A 22,097-nucleotide genomic window follows, 5' to 3' on the forward strand; every position below is an offset into this window, starting at 1 on the left:
TTCTCCTTAATGGTTACTGCTATTATCTGCCATCAATTTATACCATTTACAAGCAGTGTTTTCTGCAATATTAATAAGGGCATATAACCCTCCACCCAATAAAGCTAGTCCTATCACACCTGCATACATAGCTAGATAATCTCTACTATCCATTCGATTTAAAATGTAATATCCTAATCCGCTAAAAGATGCAAAAGTTTCTGCTATAAATAGAATGGCTAATGCTGTTCCTAATGAAGCCCTTAAAGAAGTCATTACACTCGGTAAGCAATAGGGTAATGTCAAATGAGACAATGTTTGTAGTTTTGTAGCATTTAATGACCGGATAACTTGCTTCTGATCATAAGGAATTCCCTTCGCTGCATCACGGATGACTACGACTAATTGAAAATAAAGAACAAAGGCAATTAAAATGATTTTTGGGGCATCGCCTAATCCAAATAACACAAGAATAATTGGTAAAAAAACAACCTTCGGGATAGGGTAGAGCACATATAATAAAGGACTTAATATGAGGTCTATTTTGTTATTCCATCCCATAAGTAATCCTGTAGGAATCGCTAATAAAAGAGCGCAGCCAATACCAATAGCTACTCGATAACTACTAATGACAAAATGTGGTGTTAAATCACCGTTTGTTACTACTGTTAAAAATGATAGTCCTGCTTTAAAGGGAGAAGGTAAAAAAGGTTTATTTAATGCAATGCTAGACAGATGCCATAATAAAATAATCATGATGGCAGCAATCACTATACTATATGTCTTCTTCACAGGGCTCTCCCTTTAATAATTGTTTAATCCGTTGTTGCTGACGATACATGCAAGCAGGATGATGACGCCCCTCTATTTGATAATCATTCTCAATAATTCCTGCAATTGTTTTTCCATTCGTGTGAAATACAACAATTCGATCGCTCATCATCAGCGCTTCATCAATATTATGTGTCACGAATAGTAAGGTTAAATTTCTTTCATGACGTATTGTTTGTAATGTCTGCATGAATTGCTCCTTCGTTAAAATATCTAACGCAGAAAACGGCTCGTCCATTAACAAGACTTTTGGTTTTTGAATTAAAGCCCTACCGATGGCAACCCGCTGCTGCTGCCCCCCAGATAGTTGGAAAGGGTAGCGGTTCTGCAAATCGTGAATATTCAATTGCGATAAAATTAATTGTGTGTCCCTGTCCCTTTCCTGCTTAGAGCGTTTAGCAAGCTTTAAAGGGAGAGCTATGTTAGCTTTCACGCTTTTCCATGGAAACAGGCCATAATTTTGAAAAATAATCGCTATCTCCTGCTGTGGTCCTTTCAGTTCTTTACCATCAAAATAAATGGTTCCTTTAGTCGGTTTCTCCAAGCCAGCTACAATATTTAAAAATGAGGATTTTCCGCTATCTGAGACACCAACAATAGCTACACATTCACCTAAAGATATATGAAGGCTAATATTTTGCAGAGCGTTCACCATACCTGAGGCTGATTTGTATGCTAAGTCAACATGCTGAATTTGATACATGGCCTATCCTCCTTTTACTGTTCTTCTAAGGATGTCTCTACTAGCTCTTCATATGAAAAGGCTTGCTCTAATAATCCTTTAGAAACTAACCAATCCGAAAGACGCTCAATATTTTCTTGTGCTGGTACACGATTAGGCGTAAAGGCTGGAACTGTATATTGTTCTTTTAAAATTTCTGGTACATTCGCCACTTGTAAGGCAAGCTCAAAGTATTTTTCTGGCTGCCGATTTACCTGTTTAATGGCTTCATTGTAGGCTTCCAGAAATTTTTTAACCTCAGCTCTATTTTTTGTTATATTTTTTTGTGTCATCACGATGACTGATTGGGAAAAGTTCTCGCCAAGCTTTGTATCATCAATGACAATATTTGCACCTTGGGCAACTGCATAGCTTGCCAATGGCTCTGGTAGTATAGCTACCTGCGCTTCTTTTCCAGCTAATACGGCATCTACACGTAATGAAAGATTCGGCAAATGAATTTTTGTTATTTGGGAGGATTCTAGTTTTAAATGGCGCTCATATTGCTCCATTAGATAATCTATCATTGTATTTTCAGCGATCATTACAGATTGTCCTTCTAGCTGTTTCGGTTCAACAATAGCGCTTTGCGGAGAAGAAACGACTAAAAATCTTCCCTCCTTCTCCGTCGCACCTAATGCTAATGCAATGGTTTTAACATCCAAGCCTCCTTTTTTTATTAAATTTTGGACTATCATATCAGTCATCATGCCGTCGAGCTCACCAGCCTCCATCGCCTTGGATTGGTCAGAAGCACTGCCAAACTCTATAAGCTCAACATCGACACCATATTTTTGAAAAAGTTGATCCTTCTCAGCTACATATAAAGGCAGACTATCATCGATTCGTAACACACCTATTTTTAATGAAGAATGCTTAGCTATTTTTGTTTCTTCACTACAGCCACTTATGCAAGCCATCATGATAATCATATTCGGGCAAGGAGATGCTGTCTCATAGAGCTCCTTCCTCCATAGTGACACTTTGCTCTTCAACATATGCTGCTAGTTGTTCAAGGCGTGTATGCGTGAATAGTGTTTGAATAGAAAGCTCTATAGTGAATTGCTCTTTTATTTTTCCGATCATTTGAATGGCCATTAAAGAATTACCTCCACATGTGAAAAAGTCATCATCAAGTCCAGGCTGTTCGTAGGATAATATTTCTTCCCATATTGCTGCTACGTCTTTTTGCATCTCTGTATAAGGTGCTCTATACTTCTTTGACAGCTCTTGCTCATTCAATGGTAACTGTTGTAAAAACTTACGGTTTACTTTCCCATTTTCTGATAGAGGCATTTTATCAATAGATTTATAGATTGTAGGCAACATATAATGAGGCAATTTTTGAGCAAGTAATTGTTTAAATTGTTCATTATTTAGTCCATCTTGTTCATCTTCTAATACTACATATGCCACTAGTATTGATGTTCCATTACGTTCATGAACAATGGTTGCTGCTTCCTTCACACAAGGCAATTTAGCTAAGTGATAATCTATTTCGCCTATTTCAACCCGATAGCCATTTAATTTGATTTGTGCATCTGCTCTTCCTAAAAATTCAATATTGCCATCAGGCAAATATCGCCCTAAGTCGCCTGTAGCATATAGACGCTCTTTTGTCATTGGATGAATTAAAAATTGCTCATTTGTACGCTCTTCATTTTTCCAATAGCCTTTTGCAAGCCCTACTCCTCCGATATATAAATTTCCTGGTACATTCACAGGGCAGGCCGCCATTTGGTCATTTAAAATATAATAATATTGGTTGGCTAAAGGTTTCCCATATGGAATACTCTTCCAATTTCCATCTACTGTTTGTATATCGAAAATATTCGACCATATAGACGCCTCTGTTGCACCACCTAATCCTAAAATTTGTGTCTTTGGAGCAATTTCCCAAATTTCACTTGGCAAGCTTATTGGAATCCAGTCTCCACTCAGTAGTACCGCTCTTAATGTTGGATATGTGAAAAACTCTATATTTTTAGTATATTGTGCCAGCATTTGCATAAAGGCAGGTACTGTATTCCAAATGGAAATGTGCTGCGTTTGCAATAATTCATTCCAATGAACGGGATCTTTTATGCGCTCAGCTCGTGGTACTACTATGGCTCCTCCAACAGCAAGTAAACCGAAAATATCATAGACCGATAAATCAAACGTCAAGTTAGATAACGCAAGAATGCGATCCTCTGCACAAACGCCAAGTCGATCATTAATATCTACTATCGTATTCACTGCACCTCGATGATCAATCATGACCCCCTTCGGCTTTCCAGTAGAACCAGAAGTATAAATGACATACGCTAAATCAGAAGACAATAATTCAAGACTAGTAATAAAACATTCTTGATGTGCCCATTCAGGATCAATGACTGTCACATGATAATCATTTAAAAAAGGTAGCTGTTTAAGTACATGTGCTTGCGTCACAATGGATTGAACTTCTCCTTCCTGTAAAAGAAATTTCATCCGTTCAATCGGTGTTGTACAATCTATCGGCAAATATGCCTTCCCTGCCTTCATAATGCCTAAAACAGCAACTATCTGTTCCCATCCTTTTTCCATAACAACAGCAACTAATCTTCCTTTAGTACGATCCATTGCGAGTATTGCTTGCGCAGTATGGTTCGTTAAATGACTTAGCTGTTCGTACGTCATATTTTTTTCTTCCGAAATCACTGCCAGATTAGTAGGATTTGCTGCTATTTGTTTTTCAACAAGACTGATTAATGTCTCGTCGGAGATAGCTGTGTCTGGTCCTTTCAATTTCCCTTCTTGCTCTTGACATGGGAAACATACAAGACTCCTAATTGGCTGTTGCCATAAGTCTTCTTTCCTAGCAAGCTCCTTTAAAATACGGGTGTATGCTTCAAACATGTCGCGAATTAGATACTGCGGGAAAAGCTCCTCTATGGCATCCCAGCTTAACCATAATTCACCCTTTTGCTCTGAAACTTGATGATCTAGCCAAACTTGAGGTGTCTGAGATAATCCATATACAATATCCCCTAAATAGCTAGTTTTTGTTGTAGATCCATTATTTTTTTCAAGCCCTAAGCCACTCGTGAAGACAAAGGGCATCATAATCCCCATTTGTCGATTCCATTTTTTTGCTAGTGCTCGTTCGACATAAACACCACTTACATAAGGATGTTCTAAATCCTGCAATAATTGCTTTTGAACAGTTCTTGCACGCTCTAAAAAAGATTCTCCTTTTGACATATCAATAGATAACAGATTAAGAGATGTAAAATCACCTATGAGCTGGTCAACATCTGGTTCGAACAACACACGATGGAAACGAGTAAGATTAATCGTAAATTTCGGTTGGCTACTCCATCTCGCTAACGTTTCAGCATAAGCAGCTATTAACAACGAGGCTGGTGACAAGTTCATTTTGGCAGCCAATTGCTTTAATACTAGCCATTCTTCTGTCGATAGCTTTTCCTCGTATCTTGTAAATTTACAGTTAGATAAATCTTCTTTATAATCAAGCAGTGGTAAATCAGGTGCTGGATACATATTGTCAATTCGCTGATGCCAATATTGAATATCCCGCTTATACATTTCGGTCTCTCGAATTTTTTGATAAGCCAGTATATAATCTCTAAATGTCGTTTGAAGTGTTTGTAGTTTTGCTGAAGAATCATCATATAGCCGCTTCCACTCTTTAAATAAATAGAACATACTAAAGCCATCAAAAATGATATTGTCAAAACTAATATGGATTCTTGTTTTTTGTTCATTAATGGCCGACATACGAATATCAAATAATGGCCACTCACTCGGAATAAAAGTTTGATGTTCCATCTCACTGCGCACTAACGTGAGCTGTTCTTTACGTTGTTCTGCTGAAAGATTCGTAAGATTATAGGAAGCAATGGAATAATACGCTACAAATTCTTGGACTTGTTGCTGTTGTCCATCATTTAAAATAATGGCTCTCATCATATCATGATGTTGGATAAGACGATTCCATGTTTGCTCCACTCTTGCATGATCGAGGGAAGAACAATCCATTTCAAAATAGCAATGAGTAGATACATCCCCGTACGCATAAATGCCGCTACGGCCTAACCAATAGGCTTGCTGAACGTCTGTTAATGGGAACGGCTTAAAACGATCCTGCTCATTAGGCTCTATACTTGGTAACTTTTTCTCCGAGTCCTCATTTGACTTTTGGTGCACTAGTTCCTCTAATAACAAGGCCATTTGTTGAAACACTGGTTGATTAAAGATGGCTTCTAAACTCATTTTGACAGCAAATTGCTCTTTTATTTTTGCACTAAGCTGAGTAGCTAATAATGAATCTCCACCAAGCTCAAAATAATGATCGTCTATGCTAATGGCTTCTTGCCCTAATACTTCTTTCCATATTTGTGCTAATCTCAATTCGATTGAGGTTGTTGGTGCAATAAAATCCTTTTTAGCTAGATCAGCTTGCTCTTGTTGAGGGATTGGTAATGCTGCTCGATCTACTTTTCCATTAGCAGTAATAGGCAACTGCTCTAATTGAATAATGACTTGTGGAATCATATAGTTTGGTAATCGTTGTTCTAAGTAACGGTGAAGTGGTTCTAATTGGAAATCTAATGTTGATTGTCGTTCAACTTGCGCTACAAATAAATACTGTGTAAACGCGGTATCAATAGACTGCGTCGTCATATTGGTGAAGCCCTCGTCTGTCAATACTGAAAGCCAATCATTTTCTGATAATAAGGGAAGGCATGTCTTTGCCCTTTCATCCTCATAATGTATAAAGCCATCCTCTAAAAATGCTGTACTGACTAATTGCAGAGGATTATTTTCCGTCATTTCTAATTGAATGAATAAACCGCCATGCTTTAATAGCTTTTTTAAATGTTTAAGTGAATTTCTAATATGGGCTGCTCTATGTAAAGAATGAGAAGCCACAATCACATCATAGTCACCATCTACAAAGCCTTGAGAAATCGGGCACTTATTTATATCAAGCATTTTGTAATGGATATTCGGCTGTGACCCTACAATTTGTTGAGCACGATTTAAAAAATAGTTGGATTCATCTGTAGCCGTATAATGTAGCTCATCTGTCGAAAATGCTTCCATTACTATTTGAAGTGTGTTGATATGACGCGTCCCAATCTCTAATATTTTGAGTGGTGCTTGACGTTCTATTCGATGATTTAATACCGTTTGAATCAAGTTTATGAATACTTCTTGCTGTTTGTTTCCATCAGATAGGTTATCTGTCAATTGCTCTAAAGTGTGTACATTATGAGGAAGCAATAATTCTAAAGGCTCTATTTCACCAGTTAAAAGTGCATAGCTTTTTTCAAAAAAGGTAGAAATAAATTCATTTATATATGTTGTTTGTTTTTTATTTAAACGATGAAACGATTCTTCATTTTGGACGATTAAGCATTGTTTATTATGAATAATCGGCCCATCACATGAAACGATATTGTTTTTTTCTAAAAATCTAAACCATTGATCGATTAAGCTTTGATATCGACTGTTGATCTTTTCTCGCTCTATGATCGTTATCCTATTGTAGCTTGCATCTTTTTCTATTGGAAAACCACATCTGACAAGTATTTTACAAATCGTTTCCGTAGTGAGGTGGGTACAATAATTTTTAAATAATCGATAACGATATTCATTCTCATTTACATTTTTTAAAAAATACCCTGACGCTTTTAATTGATCTATGTTAGACCAATCAATCATGGGTTTATTGTTCTTTATAGATTGTACCTGCTCTTTTTCTGAACAACTTACAATATAAGCAGCTAAATATTGGCTTTCCTCTCCTCTGACAGTGACAACGGCATCCTCCACTTTCTCATAGCTTCGCATAACACTTTCGATTTCACCTAATTCAATACGATGACCCCGTACCTTTACCTGGGAATCATTTCTTCCTAAAAATTCAATAAGCCCATTATGCCAAAATCGCCCATTATCCCCTGTCTTATACCAGCGAATACCTTTTTCTTCTATAAAACGCTCAGCAGTTAATTGTGGTTCTCCTACATACCCTTTGGCTATACCAGCGCCGCCTATCCACAATTCTCCTGCTTTCCAATTCGGACAATCTTCTCCATTTACATCAATCACTCTATAAAACTGATTTCTCAATGGTCTTCCATAAGGGATAGATCGCCAACTTGCTGGTAACGGGTGATCAACATTATAGTAATTGGACCAGATTGCCGCTTCTGTCGCACCACCCATCGCTACTAATAAACCTCTCGGTGCTACTTTTAACAATCGGTCAGGAATATCTAAGTTAATCCAATCACCTGACAGCATGACGATACGTAAATCTAAACAAATTAATTTTGCACTTTCTGCCTCTATTAAAAACATTTTCAATAAAGCGGGTACAGAATTCCATAGTGTAACATGATAATGACGAACCAACTTTAACCAAATATCAGCGTTTCGAGCCGTATCGTCTGAAAGAAGAACAATGCTGCCACCAACACTCAAAAGACCAAATATATCGTATATAGACAAATCAAAATCTAATGAGGATACTGCTAAAATACGATCTTCCATGCTTATGTTATATTTTTGATTGATATCTGCAATTGTATTCCAAGCTGCTTTATGACTAATTTCCACACCTTTTGGTTCTCCCGTTGAGCCTGATGTAAAAATAATATAAGCTGAGCTGTTTACATCCACTTTAGGCAATGTCACATGACCAAATTGTTGTGTTTGTTCTATTTTAATAACTTGTACTTGATCAATATTTTTATATTTTGCCTCATAGGGAGCAGCTGTTAAGATAAAGCTTACATTAGCCTTTTCCATAATTTTTTTATAGCGTTCACTTGGCTGTGTCACATGTACTGGAACAAAGCATCCCCCAATAGCCAAAACCCCTAAAATTGCTTGAATTTGCTCTAATCCTCTCGGCAATGAAATCGCTACTCGATCACCTTTTTTAAAGCCGTTATGTAACAATGTGGCAGCCACCTGTTCCGCCTGTAAGGACAGTTGTTTATAAGTTATTTCATGATGGTCTATCCCATCTATTAGCGCTATAGCATATGGTTGTTGCTTTGCTATTTCAAAGAAAGACGTATGCAAGCACTGTGCAGAATCTGTTACTATGGAATCTTCTATTACTTGACGTCTTGCTATTTGTGCTTTCGTTTCGATAGCTGGATGTTGGAGCCAATGCTGTTCGTCTTCAATTAACCAATGAATGGTTTTGATAAACAGATCAAACATGTCATCCAATAAACCTGATGGAAATATGTCATCTAAACCATCCCAAATACATAATAAACCACCATCCATATCAAACATTTGAAAGTCTAACCAAACTTGAGGTGTTTGAGAAATCATGTAATGAATCTTGCCAAATGCATCTTTAAATTCTTCATTAATAAGTGGTACACCTAAATTACATGAAAAAACGATTGGAGCAAAGACTTTTTCATCTGGGTGATACTTAGCTAAATCTCGTTGAATTTTGACCCCTGAATAAGCCGTATAGTTCATATCTTGATGAAATTGCTGTTGTAAACTTTTTGTAAAGGCTAAAAAAGACTGTTGTGTTTCACTATCAACCTCCAATAATAACAAGGTAGTAAAATCAGCTACAACATGCTCTAGCTCTTCAGACAAAGTATCTCGATTGAACAATGGTATATTCATAAGAAAACGGGATTCACTGCTCCACTTATTTAATGTGTAAGCATAAGCTGCTAACAATACCATCGCAGAAGTAACGTTATAACGAGAGGCAATCAATTGCAGCTTGCTCCAAGCAGTATCTTCTAAAAAGTACTCTCTTCTTGTAAATTTAGGTTCGTGTTGTATCAACGCAGCATTGTTTGACAACGGTAGTTTAGGACCTAATGGTAAAGTGGCTAACCTGTTTTTCCAATAGGCTTCGGCATAACGTTCTTCATCAGCATTTGCTAATTTTTTATCATAAAGATATTTCGCAAAGTTCCAATTTTCAGGTGCTTTTGGTTTTTGTTGTCTAGTATAAGCGGCCGCTAAATCATGTAAAATGATTTGGAAACTTTGCACATCAGCTACAAGTAAGTCGATATCGAAATGAAGTCGCGTTTTACCATCAGGCAATAGAGATAGCTGTAATCGAGCTACTTCCCCTTGATCAATTGCCAATAGCCGATGTGAAGTATTCGCACGAATAGCTTCTAATTGTTGATTAACCTCGTCTTGTGAACATGTTGTTAAATCGTGAACAGCAATAGCTGTAAAAGGGGATGCTGTTAAAACTTGCTGTTGGCCATCCTCCGTATACTTAACACGGAGCATAGGATGATGCTGGACAATGATGGCCCATGCCGATTCAAGCCGCTCTATATCAATATGTTGACCGTTAATTTCCATATAACCATGACAGCCATTTCCGCCTAAATATTGACCGCTTTGTCGCCCAACCCAATAGGCATACTGTACATCTGTTAATGGAAATGGCTCATACATATTAGGTATTGTTTTATCTTGATTTTCTAATATGGAGTTATCACTATTTATTGAATGGACAGCCTCTCTATTTAATAATTCGTACCAAGCGCTCAAATAAGGTTCCGATATTAATTCTTTGAAAGTAATGGTAATGCCAGCTTTTTTTAGTTTGCTGACTAATTTCATGACTTGTAAGGAGTTTAAGCCTAACTCCAATAAATTTTGATCCGCGCGTATTTCTTTCTTTATACCGAGGAGTTGATTGACTTCTAATGCTAGATTTCGGATGATGTCTAAATCACTTTCTAATTTCAATGCATAGACGCCTCACTTTCCATAGCCATCTGTTTTAATTTTTTTTTATCCACTTTCCCTACATTTATAAATGGTAATCGCTCAACATATATGATTCGATCTGGAAGTTTATATGGAGCAACACCTATATGAAATAAATAACTACATATCTCATCTCGTTCCATTCTTTGTCCATCGGTCACTATAAATGCACAAATGCTTTCTCCTAGATCCTTATCTGGTAAACCAACAACAGCAGCATCTTTTATCATTGGCTGTGTACGTAAAAAACTTTCAATTTCAGATGGTATAACATTTTCACCTGCACGATTAATTTGCTCCCTTACTCGACCGACAATTTGTATATTTCCATCTGATGTAATACGAGCCTTATCACCAGTACGTAAAAAGTAATCCTTAGTAAAAATTTCCGCATTTAAAGCAGATGCTTGATAGTATCCGCCAAATGTATACGGACCTTTTGCCACCAATTCTCCAAGCTGACCCTGAGGAACTTCTCTTCCTAGCTCATCTATAATCTTTATTTCATCACCTATCGAAATTGCCTGCCCTTGACAGCTTGTAACAATTTCCACAGGATCATTTAATGCTGTGAAACAAGTAATCCCTTCGCCGAGTCCGTATCCTTGTTGTATTTTACAGTGAAATGTATTCATAAATTGAACAGCCATTTCCTGCTCTATGTGAGCAGCGCCAATTAAGACCACCTCTAAGCTCGACATATTCAAATCTTCATACCATTCAAATGCTTCTAACCAAAGGCTAGCAATTGTTGGTACAATGGCGGTATGTGTCACCTGTTCTTTTTCGATTTCATGAAATGCTTCATCAAAGCTAGAGGTTTGACATAATACCACTTTTCCACCTGTAAAAAGAGTACCTAATATACCTGGTGAGCATAACGGATAATCATGTGAAATCGATAGTACAGCCATGTATGCCGTTTCAGGAGTCATTCCACATTTTTCAGCAGAGGCGAATGCATTATAGGCATAAGCTTCATGTATTTTCGGAATTATTTTGGGAATGCCTGTTGTGCCACCAGACAATAAGTATAATGCAGTATCTCTATAGTGAGGTGAAGCGCTAATTGCTAATGAATAGTTCCTTTCTTTCAGCTGATCTACTGTTACATGTGTATAGGATGCTGGCCACTGTATGGTGGATTCCCCAACCGTCACAATATATCGAATACTTTTATGCTGAGGAATTACCTGTGCGGCCATACATTCATACTGGAAACCTAGATAACTACTGCAACATATATAAGCTATTGGCTGAACCATTTTGGCAACTGTATCGATTTCTACTTCTCTATGGGATGGCAACATCAAAACAGGCTGCACACCTATTTTTAACAGACTAAATAAAACAGTAATAAATTCAATTGTATTTGGTAGCTGCATTAAAACCCGATCACCCTGCTGCCAACCTAAAGATAAAAAGCCTGTCGATAATTGCTCAATTTCTTGAAGCAGCTCTTCATAAGTTAAGCGTCGATTCCCTTCCACTACTGCCAGATGATGCGGAAATCGTTGAGCAATGATGTCAAGCTCTTCCATTAATGTTTTCTTTCTTAAAAAGCCCAATTCTTCATATCGTTCTACTTCTTGTAAATACCAATCCATTTGCTGAGACATCCTTTTCGCCTCCATTCTCTCTGTTAACATCTATTTGTTAGACGATACTTAATTGATGTTCTTTTTTCCACATAGCTGCATATTTGCCCTCCTTAGCGATAAGACTTTGATGTGACCCTTCTTCAACGATTTGTCCCCCATCCACAACTAATATATTGTCTGCATTTTTAATAATGGAAAGTGTATGGGCAATCATCACAACTGTTTTTTTCTTTTTCAAAAGATTTTTAATCGCTTCTTTTACAGCTAACTCATTTTCGATATCTAACGAAGCGGTCGCTTCATCTAATAAAAGTATAGGACTGTCCTTTAAAATGGCACGTGCAATGGATATACGCTGCCTTTCACCACCAGATAACTTATTACCATTTTCCCCAATGATTGTGTCATAGCCATACTCCAACTTCTCAATAAAATCATGGCAGTTGGCCTCTTTTGCAGCATTAATAATTTCTTGTTTTGTTGCTTCTGGCTTTGTATAGCGAATATTATTTAATATCGTGTCATTAAACAAAAAAGTATCTTGATCAACCATTGAAATTTTTTGCATTACTTTTTCAGTAGCGATCGATTGAATCGTTTGCTGACCAATTAAAATATCACCACGATTAGGCTCATAATATTTTGTGATTAAATTTAAAATAGTTGATTTTCCCGAACCCGATGGCCCGACAATTGCTACAAACTGGGAAGACCCAATTTCAAAATTAATATCACGCAATATAGGTTCTTCTTGGCTATAGGCGAAATTCACATTGTGAAAAGCTATACTATATTGTTCAGGTTCAAAAAAGGCATCACTTGATGGCTCTTCCTCTGCATCTAATACAGCTTCAATTTGACGTTTGGCAATCATAAAATTTTTATAAGAGGTAAGGTCAATAAAAAGTGTGCCAAACAATTTACATGTAAATAAAGGGCTGATGCTAATTAGAAAGAAGGAAGAAGCCTCTAGATTTCCTGCCAACCATTGATGACCTGCTAAATAAAGAACAATCGGTAAACTGAACCAACAGAGAATACTAAATATCGTACCAATTGGAATTACTTTGATCTCATATACATAACTAATATCACTATAGGCTTTCATAGAATCAGTTGTTGCTTTATTTTTAACACCACCTAAACCAAATGATCGTAGCGTTTGAATACCATTAATATACTCCACTACATCACTTGTATTTTTTGTCATAATATTTTTCTTCTCGTTCCCGTATTTTTTTACCATTAAAAAGGACAAGTAAAGTGATGGTAATAATAATAAGCCTGAACATAAAAGAACTATTCCAGCAGATATCGAATGCGTTGCAACGAAGCCAATTAACAGTAAGCTAAACGAAGTATTTTTTATAATATCACCAATTTTATGAGTCAAAATACTTTCATAATTATTAACACTTGTTGTCGTTGCATTAATGTACTCGCCAATTTGTGCCTTCGTAAAGGAGGAAAGTGGTATTTTTTTCATTTTATCGCCCAGCGACAAGCGAAGAATTCTACTCACTTGCGCACCACCAATTTGCCCTCTCGTATAACCAAATGCATAGACAATTAAGCGAATAACAAAAACAGCACCTAATAATAATATAGTTTGAGTTAACATGCTCATCGTTAATTGCTCTGTAATTAAGGCTTTGATCGTGTAGTATAAAACGATAAAATTAAAACCAGCTAGCATCCCTTCGATGACATTGAAAACAACAGAAAGATAAAAAGAAATATTTTTTCTAAATGCATGTTTTTTGTCCATACTAAATTCTCCTTCATCCATTAATTACGCCTTGGCGTAATTGTACCCGTCGCCACGTAGGTAATTTTCTTCCAAATATGTGATATCTGCTGAACCAAGATAAATATCTTACAATTCATACGTAATTTCTCTAGCTTTGCTATAATCCTGCCAAACTTTTTTATATGAAGGGCATTCTTCTAGCATATCTTGATGTGTTCCACACGCTTGAATTGTTTCATTTTCGACAATGGCCACTCGATCACAATGCTTAATCATTCCAAGACGATGGGCAATGATAATAACCGTTTTACCTATACAAAGCTCAGCAATGGCCTGATCAATTTCGGCTTGATTTTCTGGGTCGGCTGCGGATGTGGCTTCATCCAATATTAGTATAGGCGCATTTTTTAAAATGGCACGTGCAATCGCAATACGCTGCTTTTCACCACCAGAAAATCTAATGCCAAAGCTCCCTACCTTCGTATCATAACCATCTGGTAATGAAATGATAAAATCATCAATTTGGGCCTTTTTTGCTGCTTCTCTTACTTCATCAAGTGTGGCGCTAGAGCCCATAACAATATTTTCGAAAACGGTCCCACTCGTTAAAAATGTCTTTTGGAATACTATCGTTATATTTTTTAATAATTCCTCATACTCAATAGCCTTCACGTTTTGATGACCGATTAACACTTCCCCTTGTTGAACGTCATTAAAGCGTGAAATCAACTGGACAATTGTACTTTTCCCTGAACCTGAAGCACCGACAATAGCTATTTTTTCATTTTCAGCAATCGTTAGATTCACATTTTTTAAATGTTCTTTCTGCCCATCATAAGAGTAGTTAACATTTTTCAATTCAATAGTATAATTCTTTGGAAATGCTTGCCCTTGTTCAAAAACAGGTGTTTCTAAAAAAGTTACACATTTCTTTACAGCATTTAATACTTGTGCAAAGTTCATGCCTAATTCTTGTAGAGGGCGTAGTTCTGTTAAATACAATGAACCTACAAATGCAAAAAGAATAAAGACACTTCCTGTTAAGCTACCATTTAAGAACCACATGCCACCTATGGGCACCATTAGCAATAAACCGCACTCTATAATAATGATATAGCTCGCATATGGTGGGCCCATTTTCAAAGATATTTCTTTCCATGTCTTAAATTCATCATCTACAGCTTTAGCAAACTTTTGAAAAGATGAACTGCTCATGTTAAATGCCTTAATTAAACGCATGCCTTGAATATATTCGATAATGATTGCATTTAAATTAGCTATAGAACGTGCTGCACGATCCATCATTTGATTCGTACCACGAAACATGATGGCCATAACTGCTACTGCAATGATTAATGGAATAAACGAAATAAGCGCTAACGGTACATTTACCGTACATAAATAGATAAAGACAGCTATTGGACCACTCATATAAAAGACGAGCTCTGGTAAATGATGGGCTAAAAATAATTCTAATTTTTCGATTTCTTCATTTAATAATGTTTTAATTTCCCCTGTATTTCGTTCATTTAAAGAGCCTAATGGTACTTGTGCCATATGCTCTGTTACTTGACAACGCACTTTAAATAACGTTCGATAGGCTCCTTTATGCGAAAGAGTACCAGAAATAGCAAAGAGCCCAAATCGAACAATAATCGATGTAATCAAAAGTAATAAATTTTGAATTAATAAGGCTTCCGTTAAGGTATTGTGATAGACTTGCTCAATAATTTGATAAATAACGAAATAAGGTACAATTGTAGAAAGACCACTAATTAAAGAACATAAAACCGATAAATATAAATATTTTTTATCTTTTCCTGCCCAAGAAAGAAGCATGAAGATCGGATTTTTATTTTGTAGTGCTTTTTCCATTGTTATTCAGCCCCTCCCTACACAATCATCTGTGTAATTTCACATTGTACTTTACTCAGCAGCCGCTAACCTTGCTGTAGAGTGAAAGCATCAATTGTATACTGCTGATTTTCTTTATTCAGTATATAATCGTCTTGCTTCTTTCCATCTTCAAAACGAAGAATACGATGACAGCAGGTCGCTATAAATTCCAGGTCATGTGTTATAACAAAAACAATTTTATTAGCCTCCGCTAAACTTTTTAAAATACTTGCCACCTTTTGCATACTGTCATAATCTAGTCCACTTGTCGGTTCATCAAATACTAAAATTTCCTTTTCACTTATTAAACTAGCCGCTACTGCAAGCCTTTGTTTTTGTCCACCTGATAATGTATTAGGGTGTCGTTCTGTCAACTCTAATAAATCCATCTCCTCCAATACCTGTTGTACTAAATTTGAATCAGGATTTTTCACCCCAAAGACACATTCCTTTTCGACTGTTTCAGCAAATAACTGATAATTAACATCTTGCATCACCAGATAGGAGAGTTGTGCTTGTTTTTTCGAAGTTAGTTTTTGTTTATTAAAATAAATATTTCCAGATGTTATTTTATGTAGACCACATAGCGATCTAGCAAAGGTCGTTTTCCCTGCCCCATTATGTCCTGTGATGGCAATAATTTCGCCGCTTTTGGCTGCAAAGTGTATATTTTCCAGTATATTTCTCTTTTTATGTGAAATCGTAACATCCTTCACAACAAGTTCATGGACTTTATGTTTAGCAGGCTGCTGTCGATGTTGAAACTGTACATTGCTTAAATAAAGCGTGCGTAGCCCCAATTGTTCCAGCTGTTGATTCGAAAGCTGTAAAAATTCCTTTTGTGTATAAGTTGATACAATTTGTCCCTTATTTAACACAATGGCAGTATCAATTAAATCTCTTAAATAATAAAGTCGATGTTCAGATATAATAATCGTCTTACCTTGCCTTTTTAGTAAGGCAATCATCTCCTTTAATTCTTCAATAGCAGCCGCATCTAAATTAGACGAAGGCTCATCTAGCACAAAAATATCTGGTGCAACAGCATAGACACTCGCAAAGGCAATCTTCTGCTTCTCACCACCTGATAAATGAAAAATATTACGACGACGAAGCTTTTCTAAACGAAGTTCCAATGTAATCTCTTGCATTCTTTCTTCCATCATTTCTTTTGGATATGCCATGTTTTCCATTCCAAATACAATCTCACTATCTGTATCAACGTTAAAAAACTGTGATCGTGGATTTTGAAAAACTGTCCCTACCTGTTCACTTAATTCATACATCTTTCTATTTTCTACAGGTAGATTATTTAACATCACTTGCCCTTTAAGTTGGCCGAAATAAAAATAAGGAATTAAACCGTTAATTGCTCTGATAATCGTTGTTTTCCCACAGCCACTTTTACCACATAATAAAATGCACTGTCCTCTTTTCACGTGAAAATTTATATTTTCGATACCTTCACTTTTCTCATCTGTATAATGGAATGAATATTGCTCGATTTTCAACATATGAACAGCCCTCCAAATACAAAAAACGTCAATACAAAAACGACAATACTATCGCTTAGTTGAAAATGTACATGTTGAAAGCAAGAGCGCTCTTTCGGGTTTTCAATTCCCCTCGCTATACTTGCAGCAGATAATTCATCAGCAATTTTGGATGCTGCCATCATTAAAGGAACATATATGCATTCAACCGTTTGCATAGGTTTTGTTAGAAAGCCTATGATGGAGGGAGAAATGCCCCTTAATTTCATCGCATCCTTTATATAGCGCCAATCTTCCCCAATCATAGGAAAATAGCGTAACATGACGGCTAATGGAATAATTACTTTTTTTGAAAGTCGTAGTTTTCCTAAGGCCGTCATAAATTCATTGATTTTGGTAGTCCCAACTAGTAACCCTCCCATGACAACACATGGAAAAATTTTTCTAATAAACATAGCAAACGAGACAAACATTAGCTCCCATGTACCAGATAAAAATCTTTCACTTATAAAGTGAATACCTAGAATAAATCCATATCCTAGCATCATTTTTATTGAAAATGACAACATACCCATCAATAGACAAAGACTAAATATGATGACCATTAATAGCAGTTCGTATTGAAAAGAAGGTGACAAAAACACCGCAACATTCACTAACAGTAGCAGGTATATTTTTGTTCTTGGATCAAGCTTGACGGTGGAAACTTGCATATGCACATTGCTCTGCTCATACATATAAATCTTCTCCCTTAATCTTAAAGTTTCACCACTCTAGCTATGCCAGTACCCCAGATTTCTCAAACTGTTTTTTCAATAATTTTTTCCCTAAAAAACCACTAATGAGTGCGCAGAGCATTGTACCAATAATCATTGCTGGTAGCATCCAGTTTTGGGCCGTTGTTAGCATCGTATCCATATAAGCTTGTTCTGTTCCTTGACCTACTAAATACTCCTTATATGCTTGTTGATTGAACCATAGCATTATGTAAGACCCCATAGGATGAAGTGAAAAAACAATATAACTCATCATATTAATCGTATTATTTTTATACTTGCCGATTGATGCAATGAATTCGCCTAGCAAAGCTAGTACTATACATGCTAATGACCATAACCAGTACATTCCTGTTACGAACGTAATAATCGCTATCAATATCCCCAAAATTAGTATTGGGCCAAATTTCGGTACTTTCGCTAGCATTAATAAATAAATAGGGCCCGTTAATAGGGCTGCACCCGCTGGCATTAAAAAAGTCAATACAGGGTTGGGTGCGAAAAAGGCTGACCCAATCATCATAAATATAAAGAAAAGCGCTGAGAAAATACCGACTGTTATTAAATCTTTCATCGTAAGCGTTTTTTGTTGCATCGTTTGTGTATACATATTTACATCACAATCCCTTTCTATTGTAATTTTTACTATAATTAGCACCTTTAATTGATAACGATTATCATTATCTATTATAATGAATAACAGTACATAAAAATATGCCCACACTGTGTTTACGTCTAATCAAGGAAAAGGAATGTCTAATTGAGGGAAGGGGAAAGCAAATGACTTTACAACATTTTGAACCTCTATTATTAAAAAATGGATTTTCACAAGATGATCAGAAGAGTAAATATAACGCCATAGGAACTACTTTCACAATTGATCCAGCTTTAGGTAACGGGTATTATTGGATATATCATGCCAAAGATATGTTTTCTATTCTTATTCATGATTTTTATTTTTTTGAGGATCATCGATTAGAATTAACGATGCCTGAGCTACTAACAATCACATACTACGAATCTATTTCAGGCGAGGAGCTTCATCCTTATCAACCATTAAAGTCTGGCTATATAAGAAGCTATTGGAGCAAAGGTGAAAAATATAGTGCTATTATTCATAAAAATATTCCAGTACAATCAATTGGCATTGAGTTTACTGCTACATTTTGTGATCAATTTTTAGCATATAAATATGGTGAAAAATATGTGAATCCACGACAAGCGTTAACAACATTAAAAGCGACATCTACTTTTTCAGAGATGGTTATTCTCCTTCGACAAATAGCTGCTTATCGAGGTTCCGACCTAACTTCTGCCCTTTTTTATGAAGGAAAAGTATATGAAGCATTGGCTCTCATTATGGAACGAGCCCTTTCTGATAAAACATGTCATTGCTCACAAATTTCTAAAGAAGATATTCACCATATTGAGCATGTAGCCGCTCATATCGAAAATTACTATACGCTTCAACTAACATTAGATCATTTAACGAAAATTTCATGTATGGGTGCTACAAAATTAAAAAAGCTATTTAAAGAAGTGTATCATTGTACAATTACTGAATATATCCAAAAGCAACGAGTCCATCAGGCTGAGAAACTACTAGCTCATACAGAGCTTCCTATTAATGAGATTGCTCGGAAAGTAGGCTATCAAAGTGCCGGAAGGTTTTCAGAACTATTTAAACGTTATCTAGACCTCACACCTAAAGAATATAGACAGCAATTATCGAAAGGCTAAACGAATAGGAGGGTATAATTATTATAAAACTGGCTTTACTTTCAATTACAGATGTACACTTTGACATGTACCATTCGAAACTTACAGCTTTTATTTCCAATGAGAAAAAAAATAGACTTCAAAAATTTCACTATAAAGAAGACTACAAGCGAGGGCTATTAGGGGATATATTAGCTAGATATTTAATTTCAACAAATTTTAATATAGCCCCCTGTACTATTGAATTTGCTAATAATTCGTATGGCAAACCTTTTATTAAAAATTTACCAAATGCCTTTTTCAATGTTTCTCATTCAGGAAATTATGTTTTTTGTGGTGTCAGTAATACAGAAATTGGCGTTGACATTGAAAAGCATCATTTATTGGATCTCAATCTTGCCCAGCATATATTCTCCTCTGAGGAATATAAGGATCTCATCACGTTATCGGACAAGGATCAATTAGATTATTTTTTTAAGCTTTGGACATTAAAGGAAGCCTACATCAAATACTTAGGCATTGGCTTATCAACGCCACTTCAATCTTTTTCTTTTAAAATAATGGATGGCACTATTCATTTCCATGGTAACCATTGTGACATTCTTTCTTTTTTATCCACCCATCTCGAAGGACAATATTCGCTTGCTTGCTGCTCTACTGAAGCTATTGAAGCAAATGCTATTGAATTATTATCTTTACAGACTATCATCACCTCTTTCAACAATAAGATGGTTTATGAATCTTGAATGCAATCCGTGGGGGCTTTCATCTCCCACGGATTAATTGCTTTCACCAATCGGACTTGTACAGGTTCTAACCAACGCAAAAAACCTCCTAACAATAATTTGTTAGGAGGTAAAACGCTATTATCGAAATTGAATATCATTTTTCACATCATTATGATGAATTTTGATGTTAATTAATACTACCTGTTGGGTATAATGTCGTTCCTCCAATGGAGACTTTGATTTCATTAGACATTGGAACATTATATTCATCAATAACCGTTCTCCACCATTCCCAGGCAAGACCTGTACACTCTCTTGCATAAATTCTTATATTTTTTGAATTAGCAGGAAGTGGTATTACTGTAGAGAAATGAGCTGTTTTGTCCTTCCAATTTCCATCCCAAGTTTTATGGGTTAATACTTCATTTCCATTTTCATCATAGGAAAATTCGTCCCAGGCTACTTCAAATTGAGCAACATATGCACCATAATGATCAAGGATGATCTTTCCTTTAGAATATTCTGTAGATGTCGTCTCAATATAATCTGTATTATTATGAACAGCAGCAATTGAATGATCCTTTAAGAAAACACTTGTATACGAAATTGGATATGCTGGATTTTTAAGACTAAATTCTGCATTATCTTTAATTATTCCTCGAATATCATTAAAGTCCTTTGAGACAATTTGATTATGCTTTTGTGAATCTCCTCCTAATACTACAGCCGTAAAGGAGCTTTCTTCAAAAATATCCTTGTACTGTGCACTAGTTTCTACATTCGTATTGACATTCTTCAGTAAGGCTTTAAAAGCAGCTTGTACATCCTTGCTCTTAGAGCTTGTTTCTAATTTCACATAAATTGTTCTACCATAAGCTACATTTGATACCATAACGGGAGGAGCATCATTACTTACCCCTTTACGCGTTAATTCTTCAAAATGGACACTATCATCAAAAAGGTCTGATGGATTGTTAGGTAGTTCAGCACTTACGGTATAAAATATTTGTTTGTATGCTGCAACCATCACTTTTTTCTCGCCGTTCGCAATCGCATTAAAGTCAATCCCTAGTGAATTGTCAAGAACTTGAGCGTTGACATTCAGAGCACTCGCTATTTGAGATTTGCTATAAACCATAGATTCAGAATATTGTAGTCTTGCAGGTAAAGTATGTGTTGTGGAATATTTCTCACTCCAAGTAGATACTAACTCATCTACTGCACCAGACACATTACCATATGTTGGATTATCCACCGTTATAGTATTTTCCCTTTTCATGCCAGGTAAATCAATGCTAATATTTAGGGGTTTTCTTTTAGCTACCAATAAACTAGGTTGATTGTCTACAAAAGCTCGGTTTGCAAGTTGTAATGCTCCTGGATATGTACGATTCGCCATAGAATCAATAATTGAAATATCCACCGGTGAAGTTGTAAGTGATTTTTTATTACGTTCAACCACTATAAATTTATTATTTGAGTTAATACCTTCTTTTGGAACAAAGCTATCAACCTTGTCACCATTCACTGCTAATACTTCCTTGTTATTGTAGTTCAAGTTTGCTATACCTGTATCAATGTCAGATATGCTTTTTTCACTAGATGTATTCATATCAAGTGTTTCAGCAAAAGAAATACTAGGATAATTTATGATACATAAACTAAGAGATAAACATAATAAAAACTTGATTACTTTTTGAATTACCAAATAAATCCACTCCTTTTATAGGAAATTATACCATACAAAATTAATTTTCAAAAATAGTATTTTGGTTTCATTTTCAACTTGCTATCTAGTATGTACTAATGACTATTGTGTAATATT

13 protein-coding genes are annotated in these 22,097 nt (G+C 35.9%); 2 read left to right on the plus strand and 11 right to left on the minus strand.

The window, feature by feature from the left end:
- Positions 1-6: 6 nt before the first annotated feature.
- From NV349_RS16735 to NV349_RS16780, 10 genes are all read right to left on the minus strand, one after another.
- Positions 7-771, minus strand: coding sequence for an ABC transporter permease (locus NV349_RS16735; protein WP_271910673.1), 765 nt, complete (start codon positions 769-771; stop codon positions 7-9).
- A complete protein-coding gene (locus NV349_RS16740; RefSeq protein WP_271910675.1) occupies positions 755-1,513 on the minus strand; it encodes an ABC transporter ATP-binding protein in 759 nt (252 codons plus the stop codon). The genes NV349_RS16735 and NV349_RS16740 overlap by 17 nt, the downstream gene beginning before the upstream one ends.
- A gap of 14 nt (positions 1,514-1,527) precedes the next feature.
- The gene (locus NV349_RS16745) at positions 1,528-2,514 is read right to left on the minus strand and encodes an ABC transporter substrate-binding protein (protein WP_271910677.1); all 987 of its coding nucleotides are present in this window, start codon (positions 2,512-2,514) and stop codon (positions 1,528-1,530) included.
- Positions 2,486-10,288, minus strand: a complete 7,803-nt coding sequence (locus tag NV349_RS16750; protein ID WP_271910679.1) for a non-ribosomal peptide synthetase — start codon at positions 10,286-10,288, stop codon at positions 2,486-2,488. Before NV349_RS16750 ends, NV349_RS16745 begins: the two co-directional genes overlap by 29 nt.
- On the minus strand, positions 10,285-11,928 hold the full coding sequence (locus NV349_RS16755; RefSeq protein WP_058843374.1) for a (2,3-dihydroxybenzoyl)adenylate synthase: 1,644 nt from the start codon (positions 11,926-11,928) through the stop codon (positions 10,285-10,287). The genes NV349_RS16750 and NV349_RS16755 overlap by 4 nt, the downstream gene beginning before the upstream one ends.
- Positions 11,929-11,965: 37 nt before the next feature.
- Positions 11,966-13,678 (minus strand): ABC transporter ATP-binding protein, encoded by a 1,713-nt coding sequence (locus tag NV349_RS16760; protein WP_271910683.1) that lies wholly within the window; start codon positions 13,676-13,678, stop codon positions 11,966-11,968.
- 108 nt (positions 13,679-13,786) lie between these two features.
- The gene (locus tag NV349_RS16765; protein WP_271910685.1) at positions 13,787-15,535 is read right to left on the minus strand and encodes an ABC transporter ATP-binding protein; all 1,749 of its coding nucleotides are present in this window, start codon (positions 15,533-15,535) and stop codon (positions 13,787-13,789) included.
- Between the two features lie 65 nt (positions 15,536-15,600).
- Complete coding sequence (locus NV349_RS16770) at positions 15,601-17,070, minus strand: ABC transporter ATP-binding protein (protein ID WP_271910687.1); 1,470 nt, start codon at positions 17,068-17,070, stop codon at positions 15,601-15,603.
- A complete protein-coding gene (locus NV349_RS16775) occupies positions 17,064-17,786 on the minus strand; it encodes an energy-coupling factor transporter transmembrane component T (protein ID WP_051891635.1) in 723 nt (240 codons plus the stop codon). Before NV349_RS16775 ends, NV349_RS16770 begins: the two co-directional genes overlap by 7 nt.
- Positions 17,787-17,826: 40 nt before the next feature.
- Positions 17,827-18,549, minus strand: a complete 723-nt coding sequence (locus tag NV349_RS16780) for an MptD family putative ECF transporter S component (protein ID WP_271910688.1) — start codon at positions 18,547-18,549, stop codon at positions 17,827-17,829.
- 56 nt (positions 18,550-18,605) lie between these two features.
- Here NV349_RS16780 and NV349_RS16785 point away from each other — a divergent pair, with 56 nt between their 5' ends.
- Positions 18,606-19,565 (plus strand): helix-turn-helix transcriptional regulator, encoded by a 960-nt coding sequence (locus tag NV349_RS16785; protein WP_036121620.1) that lies wholly within the window; start codon positions 18,606-18,608, stop codon positions 19,563-19,565.
- Between the two features lie 65 nt (positions 19,566-19,630).
- The gene (locus tag NV349_RS16790; protein ID WP_051891636.1) at positions 19,631-20,290 is read left to right on the plus strand and encodes a 4'-phosphopantetheinyl transferase family protein; all 660 of its coding nucleotides are present in this window, start codon (positions 19,631-19,633) and stop codon (positions 20,288-20,290) included.
- 169 nt (positions 20,291-20,459) lie between these two features.
- Here NV349_RS16790 and NV349_RS16795 read toward each other — a convergent pair whose 3' ends face one another.
- Positions 20,460-21,980, minus strand: coding sequence for a thiol-activated cytolysin family protein (locus NV349_RS16795; protein ID WP_442916372.1), 1,521 nt, complete (start codon positions 21,978-21,980; stop codon positions 20,460-20,462).
- Positions 21,981-22,097 lie beyond the last annotated feature (117 nt).

The organism is Lysinibacillus sp. OF-1 (assembly GCF_028356935.1).
GTDB classification, from domain to species: Bacteria; Bacillota; Bacilli; order Bacillales_A; family Planococcaceae; genus Lysinibacillus; species Lysinibacillus fusiformis_D.